This is a genomic window from Streptomyces sp. NPDC001709, from assembly GCF_053596375.1.
On record NZ_JBSFGB010000018.1, the window covers coordinates 1 to 23,134 of the forward strand.

At 72.1% G+C, this 23,134-nt stretch carries 18 protein-coding genes; 9 read left to right on the forward strand and 9 right to left on the reverse strand.

Annotation, left to right across the window (positions count from 1 at the left end; translation table 11 throughout):
• Positions 1-391: 391 nt before the first annotated feature.
• On the forward strand, positions 392-841 hold the full coding sequence (locus ACWC0C_RS25200; protein ID WP_450866034.1) for a PTS sugar transporter subunit IIA: 450 nt from the start codon (positions 392-394) through the stop codon (positions 839-841).
• Between the two features lie 79 nt (positions 842-920).
• Positions 921-2,591, forward strand: a complete 1,671-nt coding sequence (gene ptsP, locus ACWC0C_RS25205) for a phosphoenolpyruvate--protein phosphotransferase (protein ID WP_450866035.1) — start codon at positions 921-923, stop codon at positions 2,589-2,591.
• Positions 2,592-2,663: 72 nt separating this feature from the next.
• On the opposite strand, the gene ACWC0C_RS25210 is transcribed toward ptsP, so the two are convergent.
• Both ACWC0C_RS25210 and ACWC0C_RS25215 read right to left on the reverse strand, forming a co-directional pair.
• Positions 2,664-3,557 carry a hypothetical protein gene (locus tag ACWC0C_RS25210; protein ID WP_450866037.1) on the reverse strand — a complete coding sequence of 298 codons (894 nt, stop codon included), beginning with the start codon at positions 3,555-3,557 and terminating at the stop codon, positions 2,664-2,666.
• Positions 3,558-3,581: 24 nt separating this feature from the next.
• Positions 3,582-4,856 (reverse strand): MFS transporter, encoded by a 1,275-nt coding sequence (locus ACWC0C_RS25215; RefSeq protein ID WP_450866038.1) that lies wholly within the window; start codon positions 4,854-4,856, stop codon positions 3,582-3,584.
• Between the two features lie 57 nt (positions 4,857-4,913).
• Here ACWC0C_RS25215 and ACWC0C_RS25220 point away from each other — a divergent pair, with 57 nt between their 5' ends.
• Positions 4,914-6,233: an aminotransferase class I/II-fold pyridoxal phosphate-dependent enzyme gene (locus ACWC0C_RS25220; RefSeq protein WP_450866040.1), complete on the forward strand. Its 1,320-nt coding sequence runs from the start codon at positions 4,914-4,916 to the stop codon at positions 6,231-6,233.
• Between the two features lie 15 nt (positions 6,234-6,248).
• On the opposite strand, the gene ACWC0C_RS25225 is transcribed toward ACWC0C_RS25220, so the two are convergent.
• Positions 6,249-8,225: an acetoacetate--CoA ligase gene (locus ACWC0C_RS25225; protein ID WP_450866042.1), complete on the reverse strand. Its 1,977-nt coding sequence runs from the start codon at positions 8,223-8,225 to the stop codon at positions 6,249-6,251.
• A 215-nt stretch (positions 8,226-8,440) separates the two neighbouring features.
• On the opposite strand from ACWC0C_RS25225, the gene ACWC0C_RS25230 reads away from it, so the two are divergent.
• Positions 8,441-10,801 (forward strand): glycoside hydrolase family 31 protein, encoded by a 2,361-nt coding sequence (locus ACWC0C_RS25230; RefSeq protein WP_450866043.1) that lies wholly within the window; start codon positions 8,441-8,443, stop codon positions 10,799-10,801.
• Positions 10,802-10,811: 10 nt separating this feature from the next.
• On the opposite strand, the gene ACWC0C_RS25235 is transcribed toward ACWC0C_RS25230, so the two are convergent.
• Both ACWC0C_RS25235 and ACWC0C_RS25240 read right to left on the reverse strand, forming a co-directional pair.
• Positions 10,812-11,348, reverse strand: coding sequence for an NUDIX domain-containing protein (locus ACWC0C_RS25235; RefSeq protein WP_450866044.1), 537 nt, complete (start codon positions 11,346-11,348; stop codon positions 10,812-10,814).
• A 46-nt stretch (positions 11,349-11,394) separates the two neighbouring features.
• Positions 11,395-12,204, reverse strand: coding sequence for a M15 family metallopeptidase (locus tag ACWC0C_RS25240; RefSeq protein ID WP_450866046.1), 810 nt, complete (start codon positions 12,202-12,204; stop codon positions 11,395-11,397).
• Positions 12,205-12,282: 78 nt separating this feature from the next.
• On the opposite strand from ACWC0C_RS25240, the gene ACWC0C_RS25245 reads away from it, so the two are divergent.
• From ACWC0C_RS25245 to glpK, 5 genes are all read left to right on the forward strand, one after another.
• Entirely contained in the window at positions 12,283-12,729 is a 447-nt protein-coding gene (locus ACWC0C_RS25245; RefSeq protein WP_450866047.1) for a Zn-ribbon domain-containing OB-fold protein, read from the forward strand.
• Positions 12,726-13,916 carry a lipid-transfer protein gene (locus tag ACWC0C_RS25250; protein WP_450866049.1) on the forward strand — a complete coding sequence of 397 codons (1,191 nt, stop codon included), beginning with the start codon at positions 12,726-12,728 and terminating at the stop codon, positions 13,914-13,916. The genes ACWC0C_RS25245 and ACWC0C_RS25250 overlap by 4 nt, the downstream gene beginning before the upstream one ends.
• A 134-nt stretch (positions 13,917-14,050) precedes the next feature.
• Positions 14,051-15,700, forward strand: a complete 1,650-nt coding sequence (locus ACWC0C_RS25255; protein WP_450866050.1) for an EAL domain-containing protein — start codon at positions 14,051-14,053, stop codon at positions 15,698-15,700.
• A gap of 343 nt (positions 15,701-16,043) precedes the next feature.
• Entirely contained in the window at positions 16,044-16,793 is a 750-nt protein-coding gene (locus tag ACWC0C_RS25260; RefSeq protein WP_450866051.1) for an MIP/aquaporin family protein, read from the forward strand.
• Between the two features lie 97 nt (positions 16,794-16,890).
• Positions 16,891-18,414, forward strand: a complete 1,524-nt coding sequence (gene glpK, locus ACWC0C_RS25265; protein ID WP_450866052.1) for a glycerol kinase GlpK — start codon at positions 16,891-16,893, stop codon at positions 18,412-18,414.
• A gap of 110 nt (positions 18,415-18,524) precedes the next feature.
• Here the strand turns inward: glpK and ACWC0C_RS25270 are convergent, their stop codons facing one another.
• From ACWC0C_RS25270 to ACWC0C_RS25285, 4 genes are all read right to left on the reverse strand, one after another.
• Positions 18,525-19,130 carry a GTP-binding protein gene (locus ACWC0C_RS25270; RefSeq protein WP_449196805.1) on the reverse strand — a complete coding sequence of 202 codons (606 nt, stop codon included), beginning with the start codon at positions 19,128-19,130 and terminating at the stop codon, positions 18,525-18,527.
• 61 nt (positions 19,131-19,191) lie between these two features.
• Positions 19,192-19,587: a DUF742 domain-containing protein gene (locus ACWC0C_RS25275; protein WP_450866054.1), complete on the reverse strand. Its 396-nt coding sequence runs from the start codon at positions 19,585-19,587 to the stop codon at positions 19,192-19,194.
• A 9-nt stretch (positions 19,588-19,596) separates the two neighbouring features.
• Positions 19,597-20,031, reverse strand: a complete 435-nt coding sequence (locus tag ACWC0C_RS25280; protein WP_449196803.1) for a roadblock/LC7 domain-containing protein — start codon at positions 20,029-20,031, stop codon at positions 19,597-19,599.
• Positions 20,028-23,009 carry a nitrate- and nitrite sensing domain-containing protein gene (locus ACWC0C_RS25285; protein ID WP_450866056.1) on the reverse strand — a complete coding sequence of 994 codons (2,982 nt, stop codon included), beginning with the start codon at positions 23,007-23,009 and terminating at the stop codon, positions 20,028-20,030. Before ACWC0C_RS25285 ends, ACWC0C_RS25280 begins: the two co-directional genes overlap by 4 nt.
• Positions 23,010-23,134 lie beyond the last annotated feature (125 nt).

Sequence of the window (23,134 nt, forward strand, 5' to 3'; positions counted from 1 at the left end):
GGCGTTGATTTTTGGCACGCTGTTGAGTTCTCAAGGAACGGTCGCTTCCTTTGTACTCACCCTCTCGGGCTTTCCTCCGGGCGCTTCCCTTCGGTGTTTCACACTCTACCAGGGTTTTTCCGTCTCTCTGACCACCCTCCTGCGAACATGCAGAAGCGGATCCAGAGACAGGATCTGACGAGTTTGGTTTCTGCCTGGTAGGGGCGCTCTCGCGTTCTTCCGTCCCAAGCAGGAGTACGACTGTACACGGGGCCTTGAACGCGGTGCAAATCCAGGGGGCTGGTGGTCTAGACCACTAACTGGTAGCTTCTAAACGGAACCGCCACTTCATATGACATACGCTGCTGCTCAGTGACGGCCCGTAAGCAGCTCCACTCCTGGGAGGCTTCCCATGACCACCGTGACGTCCCCGCTCGACGGACGCGCCATCGGACTGACCGCCGTGCCGGATCCGGTCTTCTCCGGGGCCATGGTCGGCCCGGGCACCGCGATCGACCCCGTGCGTGAGCCCTCCGAGGCCGTGGCGCCCGTGGACGGCGTCATCGTTTCGCTGCACCCGCACGCCTTCGTCGTCGTGGACGAGAACGGGCACGGCGTGCTCACCCACCTCGGCATCGACACGGTGCAGCTCAACGGCGAGGGTTTCGAACTGCTCGTCAGCAAGGGCGACACCGTGACGCGCGGCCAGGCCGTCGTGCGCTGGAACCCGGCCGCCGTCGAGGCCGCCGGCAAGTCCCCGATCTGCCCGGTCGTCGCACTGGAAGCCACCGCCGAGAACCTCTCCGACCTCCGTGACAGCGGAGACGTGAAGGCCGGCGACAGCCTCTTCGCCTGGAACTGACGGCAGTGCCGTCCCCGGACGGCGATCAGGACAACCACCGCGGCGGCGGGACCCGCCGCACTACTCGGAGACGGGTGAGATGGAGACAACGCTGCGAGGCGTCGGCGTGAGCCACGGCGTGGCCGTCGGCGAGGTTCGGCACATGGGTACGGCGGTGCTGGAGCCGCCGGCCAAGCAGATCCCGGCGGAGGAGGCCGAGCGGGAGCAGGGGCGCGCCCGCCAGGCCGTGGACGCCGTGGCCGCCGATCTGATGGCGCGCGGCAATCTGGCCGGGGGCGAGGCCCAGGCCGTGCTCGAGGCGCAGGCCATGATGGCCCAGGACCCCGAGCTGATGGCGGATGTGGACCGGCGGATCGCCGTCGGCAGCACGGCCGAGCGTGCGGTGTACGACGCGTTCGCGGCGTACCGGGAGCTGCTGGCCGGTGCCGGTGAGTACCTGGCCGGCCGTGTGGCCGACCTCGATGACGTGCGGAATCGTATCGTCGCCCGGCTGCTGGGCGTTCCCATGCCGGGTGTCCCGGACAGCGACCAGCCGTACGTGCTCGTGGCGCGGGATCTTGCTCCCGCCGACACCGCGCTGCTGGATCCCTCGTTGGTGCTCGGGTTCGTGACCGAGGAGGGCGGGCCGACCAGTCACAGCGCGATCCTGGCGCGGGCGCTGGGTGTGCCGGCGGTCGTGGCGCTGCCGGGTGCCGGTGAGCTCGCCGAGGGCACGGTGATCGCCGTCGACGGCAGCACCGGCGACATCTTCGTGAACCCGAGCGAGGAGAAGAAGGCGCAGCTGGAGGCCGCGGCAGCCGAGCGCAAGGCCGCGCTGGCCGCCTCGACCGGACCGGGCGCGACCGCGGACGGTCACAAGGTGCCGCTGCTGGCCAACGTGGGCGGGCCGGCGGACGTACCGGCCGCCGTGGCGGCCGGGGCCGAGGGTGTCGGTCTGTTCCGTACCGAGTTCCTGTTCCTGGACGACAGCAAGAAGGCTCCTTCCGAGGCGAAGCAGGTGGAGGCCTACCGGCAGGTGCTGGTGGCGTTCCCCGAGGGCCGTGTGGTCGTGCGGGTGCTGGACGCGGGTGCGGACAAACCGCTGGACTTCCTGACTCCCGCCGACGAGCCGAACCCCGCGCTGGGCGTGCGGGGTCTGCGCACCCTGCTGGACCACCCCGAGATCCTGCGTACGCAGCTGACCGCGCTGGCGAAGGCCGCCGAGGGGCTGCCCGTCTATCTCGAGGTCATGGCGCCCATGGTGGCGGACCGTGCGGACGCGAAGGCGTTCGCGGACGCCTGCCGTGAGGCGGGGCTGCGGGCGAAGTTCGGCGCGATGGTGGAGATCCCGTCGGCCGCGCTGCGCGCGCGTTCGATCCTGCAGGAGGTCGAGTTCCTGTCGCTGGGGACCAACGACCTCGCGCAGTACACGTTCGCGGCCGACCGGCAGGTGGGCGCGGTGTCCCGGCTTCAGGACCCGTGGCAGCCGGCGCTGCTGGACCTGGTCGCGTTGTCCGCGGAGGCGGCCAAGGCCGAGGGCAAGAGCTGTGGTGTGTGCGGCGAGGCCGCGTCCGACCCGCTGCTGGCCTGTGTGCTGACCGGTCTGGGGGTCACCTCCCTGTCGATGGGTGCGGCGTCGATTCCTTATGTCCGGGCGACGCTCGCGAAGTACACGCTGGCTCAGTGCGAGCGGGCCGCGGCGGCCGCGCGTGCCGCGGACAGCGCCGAGGAGGCGCGCAGCGCGGCTCAGGCGGTGCTGTCCGGCGAGTAGCCGTACCGGCGGCGCGGTGCGTGTGCCGGGTGCAGGGGCGTCCCGCCTTCGGGTGGGACGCCCCTGGTGCGTTCAGTGGTGGTGGCCCGGATCTGTGCGCTCGTCTCCGAGGCCGGGGGGCTCGCAGTAGTCGACGCCGGTCTCCGGGGAGATGAGGTCGCCGGATTCGACGTCGGTGCAGTAGGCATCGAACACTTCGGCGGCGGTGAGTGGTTCGAGGCCGCCGGAGCGCAGTCGCCAGCCGTAGACGCGGTCGGCCGTGTCCGGGGCGCTGGTGCGCAGGACGAGGCCGCCGGGGCTTCGGGTCGCGAGGCCGAGTGCGAGGACGGTGGTGAATTCCAGGGCCTCGGCCTCGTCCAGGTGGATGCCGTCGTGGCCGTCCTGGTCGGCGTGCAGGACGGAGACGAGGGTGTCGGGTGGTCCGGAGACGCTGCAGACCAGGTGCCGGTCGCCGGGTGGTGCGGTGTCGAGGATGCGGACCAGGAGGTCGGAGGCGCGGGTGAAGGCCGCCCTGCCGATGTCCTCGCCGCAGGTGGGGCAGGGGCCCAGGCGGGAGAGCAGGGTGGTGGCGTACTCCCAGGTGGCCTGTCGTACGGCTTCGTCCACCAGGGCCGGCACGAGGGTGGCCAGGGGCCGGCCGTCGTAGGGGATGGTGGGGCCGGTGGCCGCGAGTTCCGCGGTGAACCGGGTCCGGCTGGCCGGGGCTTCCGGGTCGAGGTCGGCTTCCGCGCAGTAGGCGGCGTAGTCCTCGGGGTCGAACAGGGCGAGTGTCGTGTGGGTGCCCTGGGCGGCGCGGGCCTTGAGGACGGTCTCGACCTGCCGGAGGTAGGTCGCGTGGTCGTCGAAGGTGAAGCTGCGGTAGCGCCGCATGGCGCTGAAGTCGTGTTCGTCGGTGAGCAGACCGATGGTGCCGGCGATCTCCCGGCGCAGGACGCGTCGCATGGTCTGGTGGTCGGTGTGCGCCATGTTTCCCCCTGGGTGTGCAGTCGATCAATGCTCACTCACCGTAACCGTCGGCACTGACAATGGGCTCCGCCGGAGACGGTCGCGGACCAGGCGGTGCTGAAGTGCGCAGGTCGCGGCGATGGTGGCGCCGAAGGCGGTCCAGCCGAGGGGCCCGGTGGCGATGGCGGCGGTGACGGCGAGTGGGCCGAGGCTGCGCTGGCCCGCCTGGGCGAGGCCGTGCACGCCGAGGTAGGCGCCCTGGGCGGTGTCGGGGGCGAGGGCCAGGGAGAGTTCCCAGGACACGACGGCGTGCAGCATCTCGGCCAGGGTGAAGAGGGCGGCGGACGCGGTGAGCAGGCAGATCGCCTGGAGGGTGCTGCCCGTGGCGGAGAGGGCCAGGGTGATGCCGCCGGCGGCGGAGGCGGCGGACAGCGGGACGAGCAGTTTCCGGGCTGCCGCGGTGGTGGTGCCGTAGCGGGCGAGCGGTACCTGGAGGGCGACCACCAGCACGTTGTTCAGGACGAGCAGGAGGGGTGCGAGACCGTGCGGTACGCCCTCGGTGTGCGCGATCCACAGGGGCAGGCCGATCTGGAAGACGGAGTCGTCGAGGAAGAGGACCGTCTCGGTCGCGACGTAGGCGAGGTAGGTGCGATCGCGCCAGGGGTTGGCCGGCCTGGTGTTGCCGGGTGTGGCGCCGGCGGTGGCGGCGATGCGGCCGGCGGCGCGGGGTTCCGCGCAGGTGAGGGTGAGGAGTGCGATCGCCAGGAAGGAGAGTGCGTCGCCGGTGAGGAGCCAGCGGTAGGCGGTGGTGGTGCCGAGGGTGAGGGCGGCCGCGGCGCCGAGGCCGCCCAGGGCCCAGCCGGCGTTGGAGGCGGTGCGGTTGACGGCCTGGTAGCGGACGCGTTCGGGTCCGGCGACGCGGGCGGCGTAGAGCTTGGTGAGGACGCTGGAGGCCCGGTCGCCGAGGCTGCCGACGGCCGAGATCGCGAGCAGCGGGAGGTAGTGGTCGGTCGTGAGCAGGCCGAAGGACGCGAGTGCGCGCAGAAGTTGGAGCGCGACCAGGATCCGGGTGAGGGGGAAGCGGTCGGCCATGCGTCCGCCGAGGGGGGCGCCCGCGATGCCTACCGCGCCGGAGACGGCGGCGAGGGTGCCGACCTGGGCGACGGACAGGCCGGAGACGTAGGTGAAGTACAGGACGGAGACGGATGCCCACAGGCCGCTGCCGATGCGGTCGATGAAGGTGACGAGCAGCATCCGGTGTCCGTCGCGGCCTCCTGGTATGCGCGTCGGCCGGATCGCGGCCTCGGGCTTGGCATCCACTGTTTCCCCCTCGGGCGGAACTTGCCGCCAGTTATGTATTGATACATAATCATTAACGTGGCAACACAATATGAGATCAGTGGTACGACGGCCAAGGGAATTGCCGCATCCGTGGAACGCGGCGTGGCGGAGGGGGCGTTGGCCCCGGAGGCCGCGCTGCCGCCCGTGCGGCGGCTCGCGGACGACCTGGGGGTGAGTCCGGGCACGGTCGCCACCGCGTACAAGGAGTTGCGGCGGCGCGGCATCGTCGTCACGCGCGGGCGTGGCGGCACGGTGATCGCGCCTGCCCCCGCGGTCGCGTCGCGGCGGCCGCCCAAGGTGCCCGAAGGGCTGCGGGACCTGGCCGGTGGACACCCTGATCCGGCCCTGTTGCCCGCGCTGCTGCCGGCGTCGCGGCTCTCCCCCGGCGCCCACTCCCATCGCTCCGCTCCCCGGCTGGCGCGACTCGAGGACGCGGTGCGCGACTGGCTGGGGGCGGAGGGCGTCCCGGTGGAGCACGTGACGTTCGCGCACGGGGCGCTGGACCTGATCGGGCGGGTGCTGTCGGTCGAGTTGCGTCCCGGCGACGGCGTGGCCATGGAGGATCCGGGCTATCACCACCTGCTGGATCTGGTCGCGGCGCTGGGGCTGCGCACCGTCCCGGTCGCCGTGGACGACGAGGGGATGCGGCCGGAGGCCCTGCGCGGAGCGCTCAGGGCCGGGGTACGGGCCGTGGTGCTCAGTCCGCGGGCGCAGAATCCGTACGGCGGGTCCTTCTCCGTCACCCGTCGCGATGCGCTGGCCGAGGTGCTGCGGGAAGCACCCGATGTGCTGGTCGTGGAGAACGACCATGCCTCCGAGGTGGCCGACGCCGCTCTGCACACGGTGACCGGTGCCGGGCCGGCCCGCTGGGTGCATGTGCGGACCGTCAGCAAGTTCCTGGGGACGGATCTGCGCTGGGCGGCCGCGGCCTGTGATCCGGTCACGCTCGCCCGGCACGACGGGCGGCTGCTGCTGACCTCGGGCTGGGTCAGTCACCTGTTGCAGGAGACCGTGCTCGGGCTGATGACGGACGACGGCACGCGCGCGTTGGTGGCACGCGCGCGTGAGACGTACGCGCTGCGGCGCACGGCACTGGCCCATGAGCTGGCCGAACGGGGGGTCGCGGCGCATGCCGCGAGCGGAATGAACCTGTGGGTGCCGGTGCGCGACGAGTCGGCGGTGGTGAACGGGTTGCGGTCGTACGGCTGGTGGGTCGCGGCCGGGGCGCGGTTCCGCCTGGCTTCCGGGCCGGGGGTGCGGATCACGGCCGCGGGGCTGGAGCCGGCCGACGCCGCGCGGCTGGCCTCGGACTTCGCCGCCGTGCTGGGCGAGTCCGAGGCCACCTACGGGGGGTGATCCGCCCCGGGGGGGTCAGGCGCGCTTGCGGGCGAGTTCCTCGTAGAAGCCGAGCAGCGAGAGGTTGTCGATGGAGCCCGGGTTGACCGCCTTCTCCAAAGGCGTGCCCTGAAGGATGCGCTTGACGGGGACCTCGATGCGCTTGCCGGTGAGGGTGTGCGGCACGCCGGGTACCTCGATGATCTCGTCGGGTACGTGGCGCGGCGAGAGCTGTTCGCGGATGGCCTGCTTGATGCGGTTCAGGAGTGCCTCGTCAAGGACCGCGCCCGGCGCGAGGTGCACGAACAGCGGCATCCAGTAGCCGCCGTCGGGCTGCTCGATGCCGATGACGAGGGATTCCCTGATCTCGGGCAGGCGCTCGACGACCTCGTAGATGTCGGCCGAACCCATGCGCACGCCCTGCCGGTTGAGGGTGGAGTCGGAGCGGCCGTGGATGATCACGGTGCCACGTGAGGTGACCGTGATCCAGTCGCCGTGCCGCCAGACGCCCGGGTAGGTGTCGAAGTAGCTGTCGTGGTAGCGGCTGCCGTCGGGGTCGTTCCAGAAACGGATCGGCATGGAGGGCATGGGGTTGGTGACGACCAGCTCGCCGACCTCGTCGATGACGGGCTTGCCGCTCGGGTCCCACGCCTGCAGGTCGGTGCCGAGGCCGGGCGCCTGGAGTTCGCCGGTGTAGACGGGGAGGACCGGCACGCCGCCGGCGAAGCAGGAGCAGACGTCGGTGCCGCCGCTGACGGAGGCGATCCACAGGTCGGCCCCGCTCTCCGCGAACTCGTCGTGCAGCCAGCGGAAGCCGTCGGGCGGCAGGGGCGAGCCGGTGGTGGCGACGCACTTCACCGTGGACAGGTCGAAGTCGCGGGCCGGGTGGACGCCGGCCTTGCGGCAGGCCATGACGTAGGCGGCGGAGGTGCCGTAGAGGGTGGCTCCGGTGCGCTCGGCGATCCGCCACTGGGCGCCGGTGTCGGGGTAGCCGGGGCTGCCGTCGTAGAGGACGATCGCGGTGCCCGTGAGCAGGCCGGAGACGAGGAAGTTCCACATCATCCAGCCGGTCGAGGTGTACCAGAAGAAACGATCCTCGGGGCCGAGGTCGCAGTGCAGGCCGAGCTGCTTGAGGTGTTCGACCAGGATGCCGCCCTGGGACTGGACGATGGCCTTGGGCAGGCCGGTGGTGCCGGAGGAGTACAGCACCCAGAGCGGGTGGTCGAACGGGACCTGCTCGAAGACGGGCTCGGTGTCCCCCGCCGTCAGCGCCGACCACTCCAGGGCCCCCTCGGGCGCCTCGGTGCCGAGCAGCGGGATGTGGACGACGGCACGCACCGTGGGCAGCTCGCGGCGCAGCTCGGCGACGATCTCGCGGCGGTCGTGCTCCTTGCCGCCGTACCGGTAGCCGTCGACGGTGAACAGGACGACGGGTTCGACCTGCTGGAAGCGGTCGAGGACGCTGCGCGCGCCGAAGTCGGGGGCGCAGGAGGTCCACACGGCGCCCACGGCGGCCGTGGCGAGCAGGGCGACGACGGCCTGCGGGATGTTGGGCAGGTAGCCGCTGACACGGTCACCGGGGCGGACGCCGAGGGCGCGGAGTTCGGCGGCGAGGGAGCCGACCTGGCGGCGCAGTTCGGACCAGGTCACCGGGCGCGGTTCGTGGGTCTCGTCGACGTACACGAGGGCGGGCTGGTCCGGGCGGTCGGCCGCTGCGCGCAGGGCGTGCTCGGCGTAGTTGAGGGTGCCCCCGGGGAACCACTGGGCGCCGGGCATGGCGCGGTCGCCGAGCACGCGCGCGTAGGGCGTCGAGAACCGCACGTCGAAGAACTCCGTGACGGCTTTCCAGAAGGTGTCCAGCTGGTCGACGGACCACTGGTGCAGGGCGGGGTAGCCGCCTTCGGCCGGGGCTCCGTGGTGCTCGGCGGCCCACGCCTGGAACTGGGTGATGCGGGCCTGGGCGATCCGCTGGGGATCGGGCTGCCAGAGCGGCTGGGGGTTCGCGGTCGACATGGGGGCGGCTCCCGGGCTGTGCGCGTCGTGGGCGTCGGTCCGCGCACGGGCTGGGGTGTGCGCGTGACGCGGCTGACAGGGACGATGCCATGTGATCGACTTCTACACCAGGGTGCACCCCACATAGTGAGTGTCGTGAAGATGTGGTCCCGGCACGGGTGAACGGCAGTTGAACGACACGCGCGCGTGGGGTGCGCAGTGGCAGGGTGAGCAGCATGGACGGTCGTGACCTGGTGCGTTCGGTGAGTGTGGTCGGTTCGGGGAAGGCGGCTCAGGGGTTGCGTACCGTACGGGCCGCGTGGCGCAGGCGGCGGATCGACGCCGCCGGGTTGCCGCGCCGGGGCGCCGAGCGGGCGCGGGTCCCAGGTCAGGTGGTGGGTGTGGAGCCGGGGCCGGGCGGCGGCCTGATCCGGTTCGCCCGGTCCGAGCTGCGGATCACCGTCGCGGTGAACGGGGCCGTGTTCTGGGGCTGGGACGGGGCGGCTGCGCAGCCCTCGTACGCGCTCGCGGGGAGCTGTCCGGACCCGGATCCGCGGGCGGTGCTGGAGCCGGACAAGGACGGCGGCTGGCGGGTGGTCGCCGAGCGGGTGACGGTCACCGTCTCGCGGCACGGCGCGGTGGAGGTGTGTACACCCGGCGGGGTGATGCTGCGGCGGGATCTGCCGCCGCGCTGGTGGGAACCGGTCGGCGGGGGCACGGCGCGGTGGATGCAGCGGTCGGAGGTGGCGGCGGACGCCCGTTTCTTCGGTCTGGGCGGCAGGGCGTCCGGGCCGCGGCTGCGGGACGGCACGTACCGGCTGTGGAACACCGATCCCGGGCGGGCCTTCGGCCGCGGCGACGATCCGCTGTATGTGACGATGCCGGTGCAGCTCGTGGTGGCCGACGCCGGCACGCACCTGGTGTTCCACGACACCACCTGGGACGGCACGGTGGTCCTGCGGGAGGGCGAGGAGGGCGCCGGGTCCGGGCACGACCGGGCGGGGCGCTGCGAGGTGCGGATGGACGGCGGTCCGCTGCGCTGCTGGGTGATGGTGGGCACCCCCGCGCGCGTGCTGCACACGTGGGCCTCGCTGACCGGGGCGCCCGCGCTGCCGCCCGCCTGGGCGCTCGGTCACCACCACGCGCGGTGGGGCTTCGGCAGCGAGCAGGAGGTGCGCCGGATCGTCGCGGGCTACCAGGAACGCGGGCTGCCGCTGGACGCCGTCCACCTGGACATCGACCACTACGACGACCACCAGGTGTTCACCGTCGATCAGGAGCGGTTCCCCAAGCTGCCGCAACTCGCCGAGGAGCTGCGCCGGGACGGGATCCGGATGGTGTCGATCATCGATCCGGCGGTGAGGGGGGCGGCGGGCAACCCCGTGTACGACAGCGGCTCGGCCGTGGACGCCTTCGTGCGGGACTCCTCCGGGCGCACGGTGCGCGGTGTGGTGTGGGCCGGGGAGTCGGTCTTCCCGGACTTCACGCACGCGCGCGTGCGCACATGGTGGGGCGGGCTGTACGAGGAGCGGCTGGGGCAGGGCTTCGCGGGCTTCTGGCACGACATGAACGAGCCGACGTCGTTCAACGCCTTCGGCGAGCCCACCCTGCCGCGTTCGTCCCGGCACGCCCTGGAGGGGCGCGGGGGCGATCACCGGGAGGCGCACAATGTGTACGCGCTCTGCATGGCCCGGGCGGGTTACGAGGGGCTGCGCGAGCTGTCGCCCCGGGAGCGTCCCTTCCTGTTCTCCCGGTCGGGCTGGGCCGGGATGCAGCGCTATGGGGGCACCTGGTCCGGGGACGTGGCGACGGGCTGGCCCGGGCTGCGGGCGTCGCTGTCGCTGGTGCTGGGGCTCGGGCTGTGCGGGGTGCCGTACTCGGGCCCGGACGTGGGCGGTTTCGACGGCAGTCCGTCACCGGAGCTGTATCTGCGGTGGTTCCAGCTCGGCGCCTATCTGCCGCTGTTCCGCACCCATGCGAGTCTGCGGGCGGGGCGCCGGGAGCCCTGGGAGTTCGGTGCCGGGGTGCTGGAGCACGCGCGCGTGGCGCTGCTCGAGCGCAGGCGTCTGCTGCCGTACTTCATGACGCTGGCGCATCTGGCCCGGCGGACGGGTGCGCCCTATGTGCGGCCGCTGTGGTGGGGGTCGCCGGAGGACCGGGCGCTGCGCGACTGCGAGGACACGTTTCTGCTCGGGGACGGTCTGCTGGTGGCTCCGGTACTGGACCCGGGTGCCGACCGGCGGGCGGTGCAGCTGCCGCGGGGCCGCTGGTACGACACGGTGACGGAGGAGGCGTACGAGGGGCCGGCCCGGGTTCTCGTCGACGCACCGCTGTCGCGGATACCGGTGTTCGCGCGCGCGGGTGCGGTCATCCCCGTGCGCGGTGCCGACGGCGGCCTGGAGCTGGAGGTGTGGGCACCCGCGCGTGGCCGGACCGGAGGCGGCCTGGTCGTGCCGGACGCGGGCGACGGGTGGGACGAACCGGAGATCGAACGCTACGTCGCCCGCCGGCAGGGCCGTGAGGTGGTGGTCACCCGGGACCGGGAGGGCGGTTCCGCCGCGCCGCCCTACCTGGTGCGGGTGCGGGGGCTCGGCTGAGCCGCGCGGCTCAGACGTACCGGCCCTCGAACCAGGCCCGTACGGCGATGGTGTGCAGCGGGAAGGCGAGTTCCTCGGGCCTGCGCAGCAGCCGCCAGCCCTCGGTCTCGTCCGTGGGATCGGCGGGCGGGAGTCCGTCCGCCGGGCGCTCCGGGAGGAGTCCGAACAGCAGCAGGTGCCCGTCGGGCGAGCTCATGGCGTCCACGAGGCGCACGTCGCGCGCGGCCGCGTCGATGCCGGTCTCCTCCTTGAGCTCGCGGACGACGGCGTGTTTCCAGTCCTCCCGGTCGTCGATGTAGCCGCCGGGCAGTGCCGTGCCGCCACGCGCGGGGGCGATGGTGCGGGTGATGACGACCAGGGCCGTGCCCTTGGTGTCGTACACGGGCTGGAGCGCGATCGCGACCGGCAGCGGGTTGCGGTAGGCGACGGTCCCGCAGGACGGGCAGGTGCGCGGCCAGCCGGAGACGCCCTCTCCATAGGGCGCTCCGCAACCGGAACAGTGCGAGTCCGGTGCGGAGTTGGCAGTTGAGTGCTGAGTTTCGGACACGCGCGGACTGTATCCGATCAGAAGAGGGGCGTCTTGTGCAGGCGGCTCAGTCTCCGTTGATGAGCGACTTCCGGGAGACGGGGAAGTCGAAATAGGTGTCCGGATAGGGCTCCGGCTTGTACGTGTAGTGCCACCACTCCTCGGCGAGGTTCACGAATCCGAGGTCCTCCAGGGTGTTCTTGAGCAGCAGGCGGTTGGCGCGCTGTTCCCCCTGGATCCGTGGGTCGAGCGTGTGCGCAAGGGTGTCGAAGCAGTCGAATCCCGTGCCCATGTCGACGGAGTTGTCCGGGAATCGCTCATCCTTGGGCGCGTAGCACGGCACGAGCGGCTCCCCCGGGTAGTACGGCCGGGTCGGCCTCGCGGGGAGCTTCACGATCGTGAGGTCCATGGTGGAGCCGCGGCTGTGGCCGGACTTCTCGGCGATGTAACCGTCCGCGAACAGGCGGGTCTTGTCGACGTTCGGATAGAACTCGCCCTTCGTCGCCTGGTCGCCGAGGTCCTTGGCCCAGCGGACGAAGTGGTCCACGGCGCGCTGGGGGCGGTAGCAGTCGTAGACCTTGAGGGTGTAGCCCATGCGCAGCAGGTGGAGCTGCGCCTTGTGGAGGGCTTCGGCGGCGGGACGGGTGAGGATGCAGATGGGCTGCTCGTAGCCGTCGATGCGCTCGCCGACGAAGTTGTGCGGGGTGAAGTAACGGATCTCCTGGATGATCGTCGGGTCCACGGTTCTCAGGGCCACGAAGTCCTTCGGCGCCTTGGGCTCCGGCTTCGCCTGCGCGGTGGCGGAGGCGGCGGTCACGGCCAGCAGGGCGGCGAGGGCGGTGACGAGACCGCGGACTGCACTGGTGAGTCGTGTCATGTCTGCGCCCTGCCCATTTCCGGATGCCCGTGACACACTTCTGACGATCCGTCAGATCTTTAGGGGCAGGGAGGGGCTTTGTCTCGGACACGCACGCCCGCGGTCGCCGGCTGGTTCGCCGGCGAGGGGGACGGCTTCCGGTTGCTGGGCACCCGTTGCTCGTCCTGCGCCACGGTGTTCTTCCCGCGCGAGGACGTCCACTGCCGGAACCCGCACTGCGCCGGTGACTCACTGGAGGAGGTACGCCTGTCACGAAGAGGGCGAATCTGGTCGTACACGGACAGTCGATACCGTCCGCCGTCACCCTATGTGAGTAATCCGGAACTTCCGTGGGAGCCGTACGCGTTGATCGCGGTGGAGCTGGAGGCCGAGCGGATCGTGGTGCTGGGACAGGCGGCTCCCGGGGTCACCGTCGCCGATCTGACGGTGGGCATGGAGGTGGAGGTCGTCCCCGGGGTGCTCCACGAGGACGCGGAGACGACCTGGACGACCTGGCACTGGCGGCCGACGGGGGTGAGGGCATGACGAGGGACGTGGCGGTGCTCGGCGCGGGCATGCACCCATGGGGCAAGTGGGGGCGCTCCTTCGTGGAGTACGGGACGGCGGCGGCCCGCGCGGCGCTCGCGGACGCCGGCGTCGACTGGCGGGACGTCGGCTCGGTCGTGGGCGCGGACACGGTGCGCGGCGGCTATCCCGGGTATGTGGCGGGAGCTACGTTCGCCAGAGCCCTGGGCTGGCAGGGAGCCAGGGTCGCGAGTGTGTACGCGGCGTGCGCGTCCGGGGCGCAGGCGATCGCCACGGGACGGGCACAGATCCTCGCCGGGCTCGCGGACGTCGTCCTCGTGGTGGGGGCCGACGCGGCGCCCAAGGGGTTCTTCCGGCCCGCGGGCGGGGAGCGCCCCGACGATCCGGACTGGTTGCGCTTCCGTCTGCTGGGCGCGACGAATCCGGCGTACTTCGGGCTCTACGCACGGCGGCGGATGGCGGTGCACGGGGACACACCGGAGGACTTCGCCCTGGTCAAGGTGAAGAACGCCGCCATGGGTGCGCTCAACCCGTACGCCCGCTACCGCAAGCGGGTCACCGCGGAGGAGGTCGCCGCGTCCGCGGTGGTCGCCGATCCGCTGCGGCTGCTCGACATCTGCGCCACGTCCGACGGCGGCGCGGCCCTGGTGCTCTCCAGCCTGGACTTCGCGCACCGGCACGGTGTGGCCCGGCCGGTGCGAATCCGGGCGGTGTCGACGGTGACCCCGCGCTTCCCGAACACGGTGCCGGACCTGCCGGACATCGCCACGGACTCCGCTGTGGCGGTGGAGGCCGCGGACGAGACCTTCCGGGCCTCCATCGCCCGGGCCGCCTACGAGGAGGCCGGCATCGGCCCCGAGGACCTGTCCCTGGCCGAGGTCTACGACCTGTCCACCGCGCTGGAGTTGCAGTGGTACGAGGACCTGAGGCTGTGCGGCGAGGGCGAGGGGGCGAAGCTCCTGCGGGTGGGAGCCACCGCTCCGGGCGGCCGCACGCCCGTCAACGCCAGTGGCGGCCTTGCCTCCTTCGGGGAGGCGGTGCCGGCCCAGGCCATCGCCCAGGTCTGCGAGCTGACCTGGCAGCTGAGAGGCGCCGCGGGCGACCGGCAGATCACCGGCGCGCGCGTGGGGATGTCCGCGAACCAGGGGCTGTTCGGGCACGGATCGGCGGTGGTCGCGGTGAGGTGACCAAAACGGGAGGAGACCGTCCTGTGGCACCGGTGACAGCAGGGGTTGTCCACGCTGCGTGATCGCCCCGGAATCCTGTGTGAACGTCTCATGAACTGGGCCTGGGCGTACGCGGGCGGCGACATCATGCTCCCGTGCACTCCTGGACGGACACTCTGCGCTTCGCCTTCCAGCCGGTGGTCAACCTGACGACGGGCGCGGTCGCCGCCCTGGAGACACTCGCCCGCCCGGAGACCGGTGACATCCTGGCCGAGGCCCGCCGGGACCCCGAACTCGACGGCAGGCTCACGGTGTTGGCGCTGCGCGCCGCAACACACAAGGAGACCCTGCTGCCGCTGCACCTCAACGTGTTCGCGGCCACCCTCGCCGACCTCGGCGGCCTCACCCCGCTGCACGACACCGTGCGCGCGGCCGGGCGCATGCCCTGGGAGATCACGCTGGACGTGGTCCCGCCCTACACACATGTGCCGCAAAGGGCACTGCTGGAGGCGGTGGCCGCGCTGCGCGAGCAGGGGTTCCGGATCAGCGCGGACGGCATCGGGGACGGCGACGTACCGCTGCGGCTGCTCACCGATCTCTCCCCCGACCTGGTCAAGCTCGACGCCTCGCTGCTGTCCCGGCCGGCCGCGGTACGGGCGATGCGGACGCTGTGCGAGGAGCTGGGTGCCCTGGTCGCGGCGGAGGGTGTCGAGACCGAACTGCAGTGTGCCGCCGCGCTGTCGGCCGGTGCGCAGCTGGCCCAGGGCGAGCTGTTCGCGCCGCCGGCCCGGATCCCCGCCGCCGACGTATACGTTCCGCCCCGCTCCCCCGGCGCCGTCAGCATGCCCCGGTCCGGGCCGTCGGTGCGGGAGTTCGTGCGCCCGGCCGCGGTGCTGCCGGTGACCGCGTCGGCGGGGCAGGTGCGGGCGCTGCTGACCGGGTCGCCGGACGTCTCGGGTGTGCTGCTGGTGGATCAGGCCGGCAGGCCCGTGCGGTCGGTGCACCGCTCACGCTTCCTGCTGACCATGTCCGGCCGCTACGGGCACGCCCTGTACGCCGACCGGCCGGCCTTCAAGCTGGGTGACCCGCCCCGCACGGTCGGGGCCGACGCCACCGCCTGGGAGGTGCTGGACGTCGTCGCGATCGGCGGCCGGGACCGGACCTCCGACGATGTCGCGGTGGTCGACCGGCACGGGCGGTGCGTGGGCGTCGTACGACTCGCGGACCTGGTGCGGGCCCTGTCCGAGAGCCGGGTCGAGGAGGCGGCCGGGCTCAATCCGCTGACCCGGCTGCCCGGTTCGGACCGCATCACGAGCGAGGTGGACCGGTGGATCACGGACGGCCGGACGTTCGCGCTCAGCTGGCTGGACATCGATCATTTCAAGCACGTCAACGACGGTGCCGGGTTCGCCGCGGGCGACGAGCTGATCCGGTCGGTGGGGCGGGCGCTGCAGCAGGCGGTCTCGGGGCACGCGCGCGTGGGGCACATCGGCGGGGACGACTTCCTGGTGCTGGCCGAGGAGGAGGCGCTCGATCCGCTGGTCGCCGCCGTGCTCGACGCACCCTGGTCGGCGGGGGACCAGCCGGTCACGCTCTCCCTGGCGACCGTCGTGTGCGCGCCGGGCAGCGTCGGCGACCATCGCCACGCCGCCGCCCACCTCGCTCCGCTGAAGAAGGCGGCCAAGGCGCTGCGCGGCGCGAGCTGGGTGCTCGGGCGGGCCGGGCTGCCGGGGCACGAGGTCCGGCGCGGCTCGGGGGCGGCGCCGGCACAGGCCGGGTACGCGGCCGCCGAGCCAGGGTGGTGAACGTCCCTGCCGGATATGTTCGTTGTGGCTCGCGGCGGTGACCCGGCCGCCGGGCGAGTCGCTGTCACCGTCGCCGTCGGCAACCTTGACGCCCCCGTGGCACCGGTGAACACTTCCCGGTGTCAGCCGACATCGCCGTACATTCGCGGCGTTATCAGGCACTGCGCCACGGGTCTGTCCTGCTGCACGGCCCGTCCCTCCTGGCGATACGGCTGCGACGGCACGCTCGTCACGGACGCCGGGCGGGGCACGGGGCTCCCTGTCCACGGCTGACGTCGCCAAGGAAACTTGCCCGCACGGAAGCCCGGGGCCGAGCGCCCCGACCGGCGCCAAGGGAGCCGCCATGAGCAACGGAGACATCTTCGTCGGCGAAGTCATCGGCACCGCGATCCTCATCCTGTTCGGTGCCGGTGTCTGCGCCGCCGTCACTCTCAGACATTCCAAGGCAAGGGCCTCGGGCTGGGTCGTCATCGCGTTCGGCTGGGGCTTCGGCGTCCTGGCGGGCGCGTACACCGCCGCCCCGCTCTCCGGGGGCCAGCTCAACCCCGCGGTCACCCTCGGCATCGCCGTCGACACCGGCAAGTGGGGCAAGGTCTGGGTGTATCTGCTGGGCCAGCTCGTCGGTGCGATGCTCGGGGCCGTACTGGCGTACCTCGTGTATCTCGCGCAGTTCCAGGCCAACGTCCGCAAGGAGGGCGGCGCCGAGGGCACGGTCGAGGAACCGGTGGCGACGCTCGGCATCTTCTCGACCATTCCGGAGATCCGGAACCCGGTCGCCAACCTCATCACCGAGATCATCGCGACCATCGCGCTCGTGCTGCCCGTCCTCGCCTTCGGGCTGACCAAGGGACTAGGCGAGTCCGGCACCACCGTGCTGATCGTGTCCCTGCTCGTCGTCGGCATCGGGCTCTCCCTCGGCGGGCCCACTGGCTACGCCATCAACCCGGCCCGCGACCTCGGCCCGCGCATCGTGCACACCTTCCTGCCGATCCCCAACAAGGGCACGTCCGACTGGCGTTACGCCTGGATACCGGTCGCCGGGCCCCTGATCGGCGGGGTACTCGCCGGCGTCATCTACAACGCGGCCTTCTGATCTCCCGTACATCTCTCCCCCACCCCGTACGCCGCCTTACCGCCCCGCACCGCGCCCCGCTGACCAGCGACCCGACCCAGCGACCCAGGGGACAGCCATGACGGACACCGCCGAGAAGTACGTCGCCGCCATCGACCAGGGCACCACGTCCAGCCGCTGCATCGTCTTCGACCACGGCGGCGCGATCGTCGCCGTGGACCAGCGTGAGCACCGCCAGATCTTCCCCAAGCCGGGCTGGGTGGAGCACGACGCGACCGAGATCTGGTCCAAGGTGCAGGCCGTGGTGGCCGGAGCGCTCGCCAAGGCCGGGCTGCGCGCCGACCAGCTGAGCGCGCTCGGCATCACCAACCAGCGCGAGACGACGGTCCTGTGGGACCGCGCCACGGGCAAGCCCGTGCACAACGCGATCGTGTGGCAGGACACCCGTACCGCGGCCCTGTGCAACGAACTGGGCGGCGCGGACGGCCAGGACCGCTTCCGCGAGCAGACGGGGCTGCCGCTGGCCAGCTACTTCTCCGGGCCCAAGGCGGCCTGGCTGCTGGACCATGTGCCCGGCCTCAGGGAGCGGGCCGAACACGGCGAGATCGCCTTCGGGACCATCGACTCCTGGCTGATCTGGAACCTCACCGGCGGCACCGACGGCGGCCGGCACGTCACCGATGTCACCAACGCGGGCCGCACCATGCTGATGAACCTGGACACCCTCCAGTGGGATCCGGCCATCCTCTCCGCCATGAACGTGCCCGAGGCGGTCCTGCCCGAGATCAGGTCCTCGGCAGAGGTCTACGGCACGGCGGTCGGGCAGCTCGCCGGCGTGCCCGTGGCCGCCGCGCTGGGCGACCAGCAGGCCGCCGTCTTCGGGCAGGCCTGCTACGACGTGGGCACCGCGAAGAACACCTACGGCACCGGCAGTTTCCTGCTGCTGAACACCGGCAACCGGCCGGTGCCGTCCAAGAGCGGGCTGCTGACGACGATGGGCTACAAGATCGGCGGGGAGGCGCCGGTGTACTGCCTGGAGGGGTCCATCGCGATAACGGGCGCGCTCGTCCAGTGGTTCCGCGACCAGCTCGGGATCATCCGCAGCGCCGACGAGATCGAGACACTGGCGGCGAGCGTCGAGGACAACGGCGGCGCGTACATCGTGCCCGCCTTCTCGGGCCTGTTCGCGCCCTACTGGCGCTCCGACGCGCGCGGTGTGGTCACCGGCCTCACCCGGTACGTCACGAAGGCGCACCTCGCGCGCGCGGTGCTGGAGGCGACGAGCTGGCAGACCCGGGAGGTCGTGGACGCCATGTATCAGGACTCCGGGGTGCGGATCACCACATTGAAGGTCGACGGCGGCATGACGAAGAACAATCTGCTCATGCAGCACCAGGCGGACGTCCTCGGCGTGCCGGTGATCCGGCCCCGGGTGTCGGAGACGACCTGCCTGGGCGCCGCCTACGCGGCCGGTCTGGCGACCGGGGTGTGGAACGACCTGGACGAACTGAAGTCGCACTGGCGGCAGGACGCGGAGTGGACACCGGCGATGGAGGCGTCGGTACGCGACCGCGAGTACGGCAACTGGCGCAAGGCGGTGGAGAAGAGCTTCGGCTGGCTGGAGGAGGAGGACGGCGCGTAACGGTGCCCGGCACGCGCGCGTGAGGGCTCCTCACGGACCACGGCCCGTACCCCGGTCGGCGGGGGTACGGGCCGTGCCCGTGATTCCGGCCCAAGGGGCCGCCTCGCCGGTCAGCCGAGGGCGGCCTGGCGGCGGTCCGCCGCGTGGTCCATCGCGTGCTGGACGACTCCGATGAGCACTTCTTTGACCGATTGCCGGTCGCGCGCGTCGCACAGCAGCACGGGCACGTCCTCGTCCAGGTCGAGGGCCTGCCGGACGGTCTCGGCCGGGTAACGCGCCGCTCCCTCGAAGCAGTTGACGCCGACGAGGAAGGGTATGGAACGCCGCTCGAAGTAGTCGACGGCGGCGAAGCAGTCCTCCAGGCGCCGTGTGTCGGCCAGGACGACGGCGCCGAGCGCGCCCTCGGACAGCTCGTCCCACATGAACCAGAACCGCTCCTGCCCGGGCGTGCCGAAGAGGTACAGCACCAGGTCCTCGCGCAGGGTGATACGGCCGAAGTCCATGGCCACGGTGGTGGTGTGCTTGCCCTCCACACCGCTGGTGTCGTCGACCGGGCGGCCGGCCTCGGTGAGCAGTTCCTCGGTGCGCAGCGGCCTGATCTCGCTGACCGCGCCGACGAGGGTGGTCTTGCCCACGCCGAAGCCGCCGGCCACCAGGATCTTGAGCGTGACGGGCTCGACCGGGGGCTTGCCGCGCTCAGAACGCCCGAAGATCATCGGTCTCTTCTCCTGCTCGAGGGTTCTGCTGGATGGGGTGGGGCGACGGTTCTCGCGCCGGTCACAGGGCCCGGAGGCCGTTGATCACGTCGCGCAGAATGCTCTCGTCCGGCAGCTCGGCCGGGGGCACCGGACGCGTGACGTGGACGAGTTCCGCGTGCACGAGGTCGCCGATGAGGACCCGCACCACGCCGGTCGGCAGGTCGAGTTCGGCGGCGAGTTCGGCGACCGACTGCGGTTCGTCACGGCAGAGCCCGACGATCTCCACATGCTCCGGCGCCAGCGTCGGATCCGTCTCCGGGTCGCCCACGTCCGGTTCCGTGACGACCACGGCGATCAGGTCGAGCCGGTGCTGGGCCGGACTCGTCGTGCGGCCGCGTGTCATGGCGTACGGACGGACGACCGGTCCGGCCTCGTCGTCGAACCAGTGGTTTCTTCGCTGACCGTCTGCGCTCATGACATTCCACTACCCGCCCGCGGGGAGATCGGTGCGCGGGGCGGTGCCCAGATGTACGCCGACCCGCTTCACGAGGAGCGTCATCTCGTAGGCGACCTGTCCGACGTCGGAGTCGGCGTCGGACAGGACGGCCAGGCAGCTGCCGTCCCCGGCCGCGGTGACGAACAGAAAGGCGTCGTCCAGCTCGACCACCGTCTGCCGGACGCTGCCCGCCTCGAAGTGCCGGCCCACGCCCTTGGCGAGGCTGTGGAAGCCGGAGGCGACGGCAGCCAGATGCTCGCTGTCCTCCCTGGTCAGGTCCTGGGACACACCCGTTGGCAGCCCGTCGCCGGACAGGACGACGGCCTTGCGGATGCTGGCGACCCGGTCGACCAGGTCGTCCAGGAGCCAGTCCAGCTCCCCCTTGTTCGTCGCCGTGTGGCCGGTCGCCTTCGGTGCGGTCATCGACCGTCCCCCTTTGTCGTTCCTTGTGCCGTGCCGTTCTGGGCCCCGTCGCCCGCGGCGTTCTCCTGCCGGCCGCGCTGCCAGCCGCGCTGGAGCGAGGCCATCCGGCTGCGGACCTCCTCGGCGTCCCGGTCGTCGGGCGCCGCCGCGCGCTCGGCGCGCCGTACGGTGTCCTGTTTGAGCTGGGGGGCCAGGCTGGCCTGGCGTACGCGCCGGGGCAGGGGGCCGGTGGGTGGCTCCGTGGCCGGGTTCGTGACCGGGTTCATGACAGGGTCGGTGCCCGGCTCGATGCCGGGCTCGGTGCCCGGCCCGGTGGCCGGTGCGGTCGTCGCGCGGCCGTCGGCGTCGAGGGCGCGGCTCGGCGGGGCCGTGTCGTCGGCGGACTCGGTGGTGCCGCCATCACCGGGACGGGAGCCGTCGCCGGTCGGATCCACTGCGTCGCCACCGGTCCTGCCCGCGGCGCCGCTATCGGCGGGAGACCCGGGTCGGGTACGCCGGGGCAGTGCGGGGGCGTCGGGCGGCGTGGTGGTGGCGTCGGCAAGGGCCGGGGCGGTTTCCTCGACCCGGTCGGTGAGTTCGGCGGGGCGCCGGGAGGGCGTGGCGCGCCGGCGGGCGGGCAGCGGGGCCAGGCCGCCGGTGTCGGGGCGGCGGGGGGCGGAGGAGGTCTGCGGGTCCGGTTCGTCGCGGCGGGAGCGCTGGTCGGTGACGGGCTTGCCGTGCGAGCTGACCAGTTTGGGGGTCTGCCGGCGCGGCAGCGGGATGGGGCCGCGGTCGCCGCCCTCGTCGTGTGCCGCGCGGCCGGCGGACGGCGACGGCGTCCGGTCGTCGGCGCGGGCGCCGGAGCGGCGGTGCCGGAACAGGCCGCCGCGCTCGCTGTCCTCGTCCTCCAGGACGCCGGGGAAGTCCTCGATGGCGTCGAGATCCACGGGCGCCTCCAGCTCGACGGGGCCGTCCAGCAGCGAGGTCGGCAGACCGGGCAACTGTACCGGCGCCGCGGACCGTCCTGCGGCACGGCTCGCCGCCTGCCCGGCCCCCTTCCCCGGGCGGTCCCGGTCGAGGCGGAAGCCGAGGCCGTTGGTGTCCGGTACGTCGTCGCTCAACAGCGCGTCGGGGATGAAGAGGACGGCGGTGGTGCCGCCGTACGGCGACGGCTGGAGGGAGACCCGGACGTTCTGGCGCTGGGCGAGACGGCTGACCACGAACAGGCCGAGCCGGTCGGTGTCGGACAGTTCGAACTCGGGGGTCTCGGCGAGGCGCAGGTTGGCGTCCAGGAGTGCCTCGGCCGTCATGCCGAGACCCCGGTCGTGGATCTCCAGCGTGAAGCCGTTGGCGACCCGCTCGCCGAGCACCTGGACGGCGGTGTGCGGGGGTGAGAAGACCGTGGCGTTCTCCAGGAGTTCGGCCACGAGGTGGGTGACGTCGGCGACGGCCGGGCCGGTGACGGCGACCCGGGGCAGGCGCCGTACCTCGATGCGTTCGTAGTCCTCGACCTCGGCGACGGCGGCACGCACGACGTCCATCAGCTGCACCGGGCGGCGCCACTGCCGGGAGGGCGCGGCGCCGGAGAGGATCACCAGGCCCTCGGCGTGCCGGCGCATACGGGTGGTGAGGTGGTCCAGGCGGAAGAGGTCGGCGAGCTCGTCGGTGTCCTCGGTACGGCGTTCCATGGTGTCGAGCAGCGTGAGCTGCTTGTGCAGCAGCACCTGGCTGCGGCGGGCGAGGTTGACGAACACCTCGGAGACCCCGGCCCGCAGTTCGGCCTGTTTGACGGCGGCCTCGACGGCGGCTCGCTGGAGGGTGTTGAGGGCCTGGCCGACCTCGCCGATCTCGTTCTTGTCGTACTCCAGGCGCGGCACCTCGGTCTCGACGTCGACCTGTTCGCCCGTGGACAGACGGCGCATCACGCTGGGCAGCCGGACTCCGGAGGCCTCGTGTGCCTCCAGGCGCAGCTGGCGCAGGTCGCGGATGAGGCTGCGGCCGATCCGGATGGACAGGACGACGGAGACCACGAGTGCGAGCAGGCCGAGCAGGCCCGCGACGGCCGCCTGCAGGATGACGCCGAGGGCCACGGGGCGCGTACGGTCCTGGAAGCGGTCGCCCACCTCGTCGTCGAGGGTGCCCAGTGCGTCCAGGGCGCTCGCGGCCGCGGAGTCCCAGCTCTGCGCGGTGACACCGCGTGGAGTGCCGGAGTCCGTGCGGATGACGGTCTGTTCGGCCGTGCGCAGCGGGGCGGTGGTGGCGTCCTTCCAGAGGCGTTCGTAGCGGTCGCGCTCGGCGGTGGGCAGCAGCGGCAGGCTGACGTCGTACAGGACCGTGCGCTGGGCGACGAGGTCGGAGATGTCCCGGGTCTCGTCGTGGGTGAGCCGGCCGACGACGAGGGAGGAGCCGAGCAGGGCGTCCTCGCGGGAGAGCAGCTCGCGGGCCCGGCTGACGTTGACCATCGCGTGGGACTGCGCGTCCAGGCCGACGTCGTCGATGCCCTCGAGGGTGGCGAGCAGCGCGAAGCAGGGGTCGACGAGGCGGTTGTAGAGCCCGTAGGCCTGAGTGCGGGTGACCGTGCCCTGCTCGACGCTGCGGCGCAGGGAGCCGAGGCCGTCGAAGGCGTCCAGGACGGCACTGAGGCGCCCGCTGTCGCTCGCGTCCATGCTGTCGAGGACGTCGTGGTCGCCGGCGTTCTTCCGGATCTTGGCGATCGCCCGGTCGGTGGCGGTGCGGGTGCGCTGCAGCGCGGAGAGGGCGTCGGCGGCCCGCGGGTCGGCGAGGTAGACGAGGGTCTGGCGGCGTTCCTGCTGGAGGACACGGACGGTGTCCTCGGCGGGGTAGCCGATGTCCTCCTTGACGTCCGACACGTGGAACAGCCGGGCGACCTCGCGTCCCGTGAGTACCGTTGCGAAGCCCCAGACGGCGGTCAGGGACACCAGCGGCACGAGAAGCAGCGCCACGATCTTCCGGCGGATCGACTTCCCGCGAAAGCGCATGGCCTCCCCCAGCTCGACCCCCGCCGGCCGGGGGTGCACATGTCCGTCAACAAACGGCGCGAGCCTACTACCGCCCCACAGTTAACTCGAAGACATGTCCGGAGGGCGAACTTCCGCTCCGACGG

What these genes read in the sequence shown, in the direction of transcription:
- ACWC0C_RS25240 (WP_450866046.1), bottom strand. Translation starts at nt 12,204, where the DNA reads ATGACACGACTCACCAGTGCAGTCCGCGGTCTCGTCACCGCCCTCGCC.
- ACWC0C_RS25225 (WP_450866042.1), bottom strand. Translation starts at nt 8,225, where the DNA reads ATGTCGACCGCGAACCCCCAGCCGCTCTGGCAGCCCGATCCCCAGCGG.
- ACWC0C_RS25260 (WP_450866051.1), top strand. Translation starts at nt 16,044, where the DNA reads ATGAGCAACGGAGACATCTTCGTCGGCGAAGTCATCGGCACCGCGATC.
- ACWC0C_RS25210 (WP_450866037.1), bottom strand. Translation starts at nt 3,557, where the DNA reads ATGGCGCACACCGACCACCAGACCATGCGACGCGTCCTGCGCCGGGAG.
- glpK (WP_450866052.1), top strand. Translation starts at nt 16,891, where the DNA reads ATGACGGACACCGCCGAGAAGTACGTCGCCGCCATCGACCAGGGCACC.
- ACWC0C_RS25270 (WP_449196805.1), bottom strand. Translation starts at nt 19,130, where the DNA reads ATGATCTTCGGGCGTTCTGAGCGCGGCAAGCCCCCGGTCGAGCCCGTC.
- ACWC0C_RS25285 (WP_450866056.1), bottom strand. Translation starts at nt 23,009, where the DNA reads ATGCGCTTTCGCGGGAAGTCGATCCGCCGGAAGATCGTGGCGCTGCTT.
- ACWC0C_RS25250 (WP_450866049.1), top strand. Translation starts at nt 12,726, where the DNA reads ATGACGAGGGACGTGGCGGTGCTCGGCGCGGGCATGCACCCATGGGGC.
- ACWC0C_RS25275 (WP_450866054.1), bottom strand. Translation starts at nt 19,587, where the DNA reads ATGAGCGCAGACGGTCAGCGAAGAAACCACTGGTTCGACGACGAGGCC.
- ptsP (WP_450866035.1), top strand. Translation starts at nt 921, where the DNA reads ATGGAGACAACGCTGCGAGGCGTCGGCGTGAGCCACGGCGTGGCCGTC.
- ACWC0C_RS25230 (WP_450866043.1), top strand. Translation starts at nt 8,441, where the DNA reads ATGGACGGTCGTGACCTGGTGCGTTCGGTGAGTGTGGTCGGTTCGGGG.
- ACWC0C_RS25200 (WP_450866034.1), top strand. Translation starts at nt 392, where the DNA reads ATGACCACCGTGACGTCCCCGCTCGACGGACGCGCCATCGGACTGACC.
- ACWC0C_RS25280 (WP_449196803.1), bottom strand. Translation starts at nt 20,031, where the DNA reads ATGACCGCACCGAAGGCGACCGGCCACACGGCGACGAACAAGGGGGAG.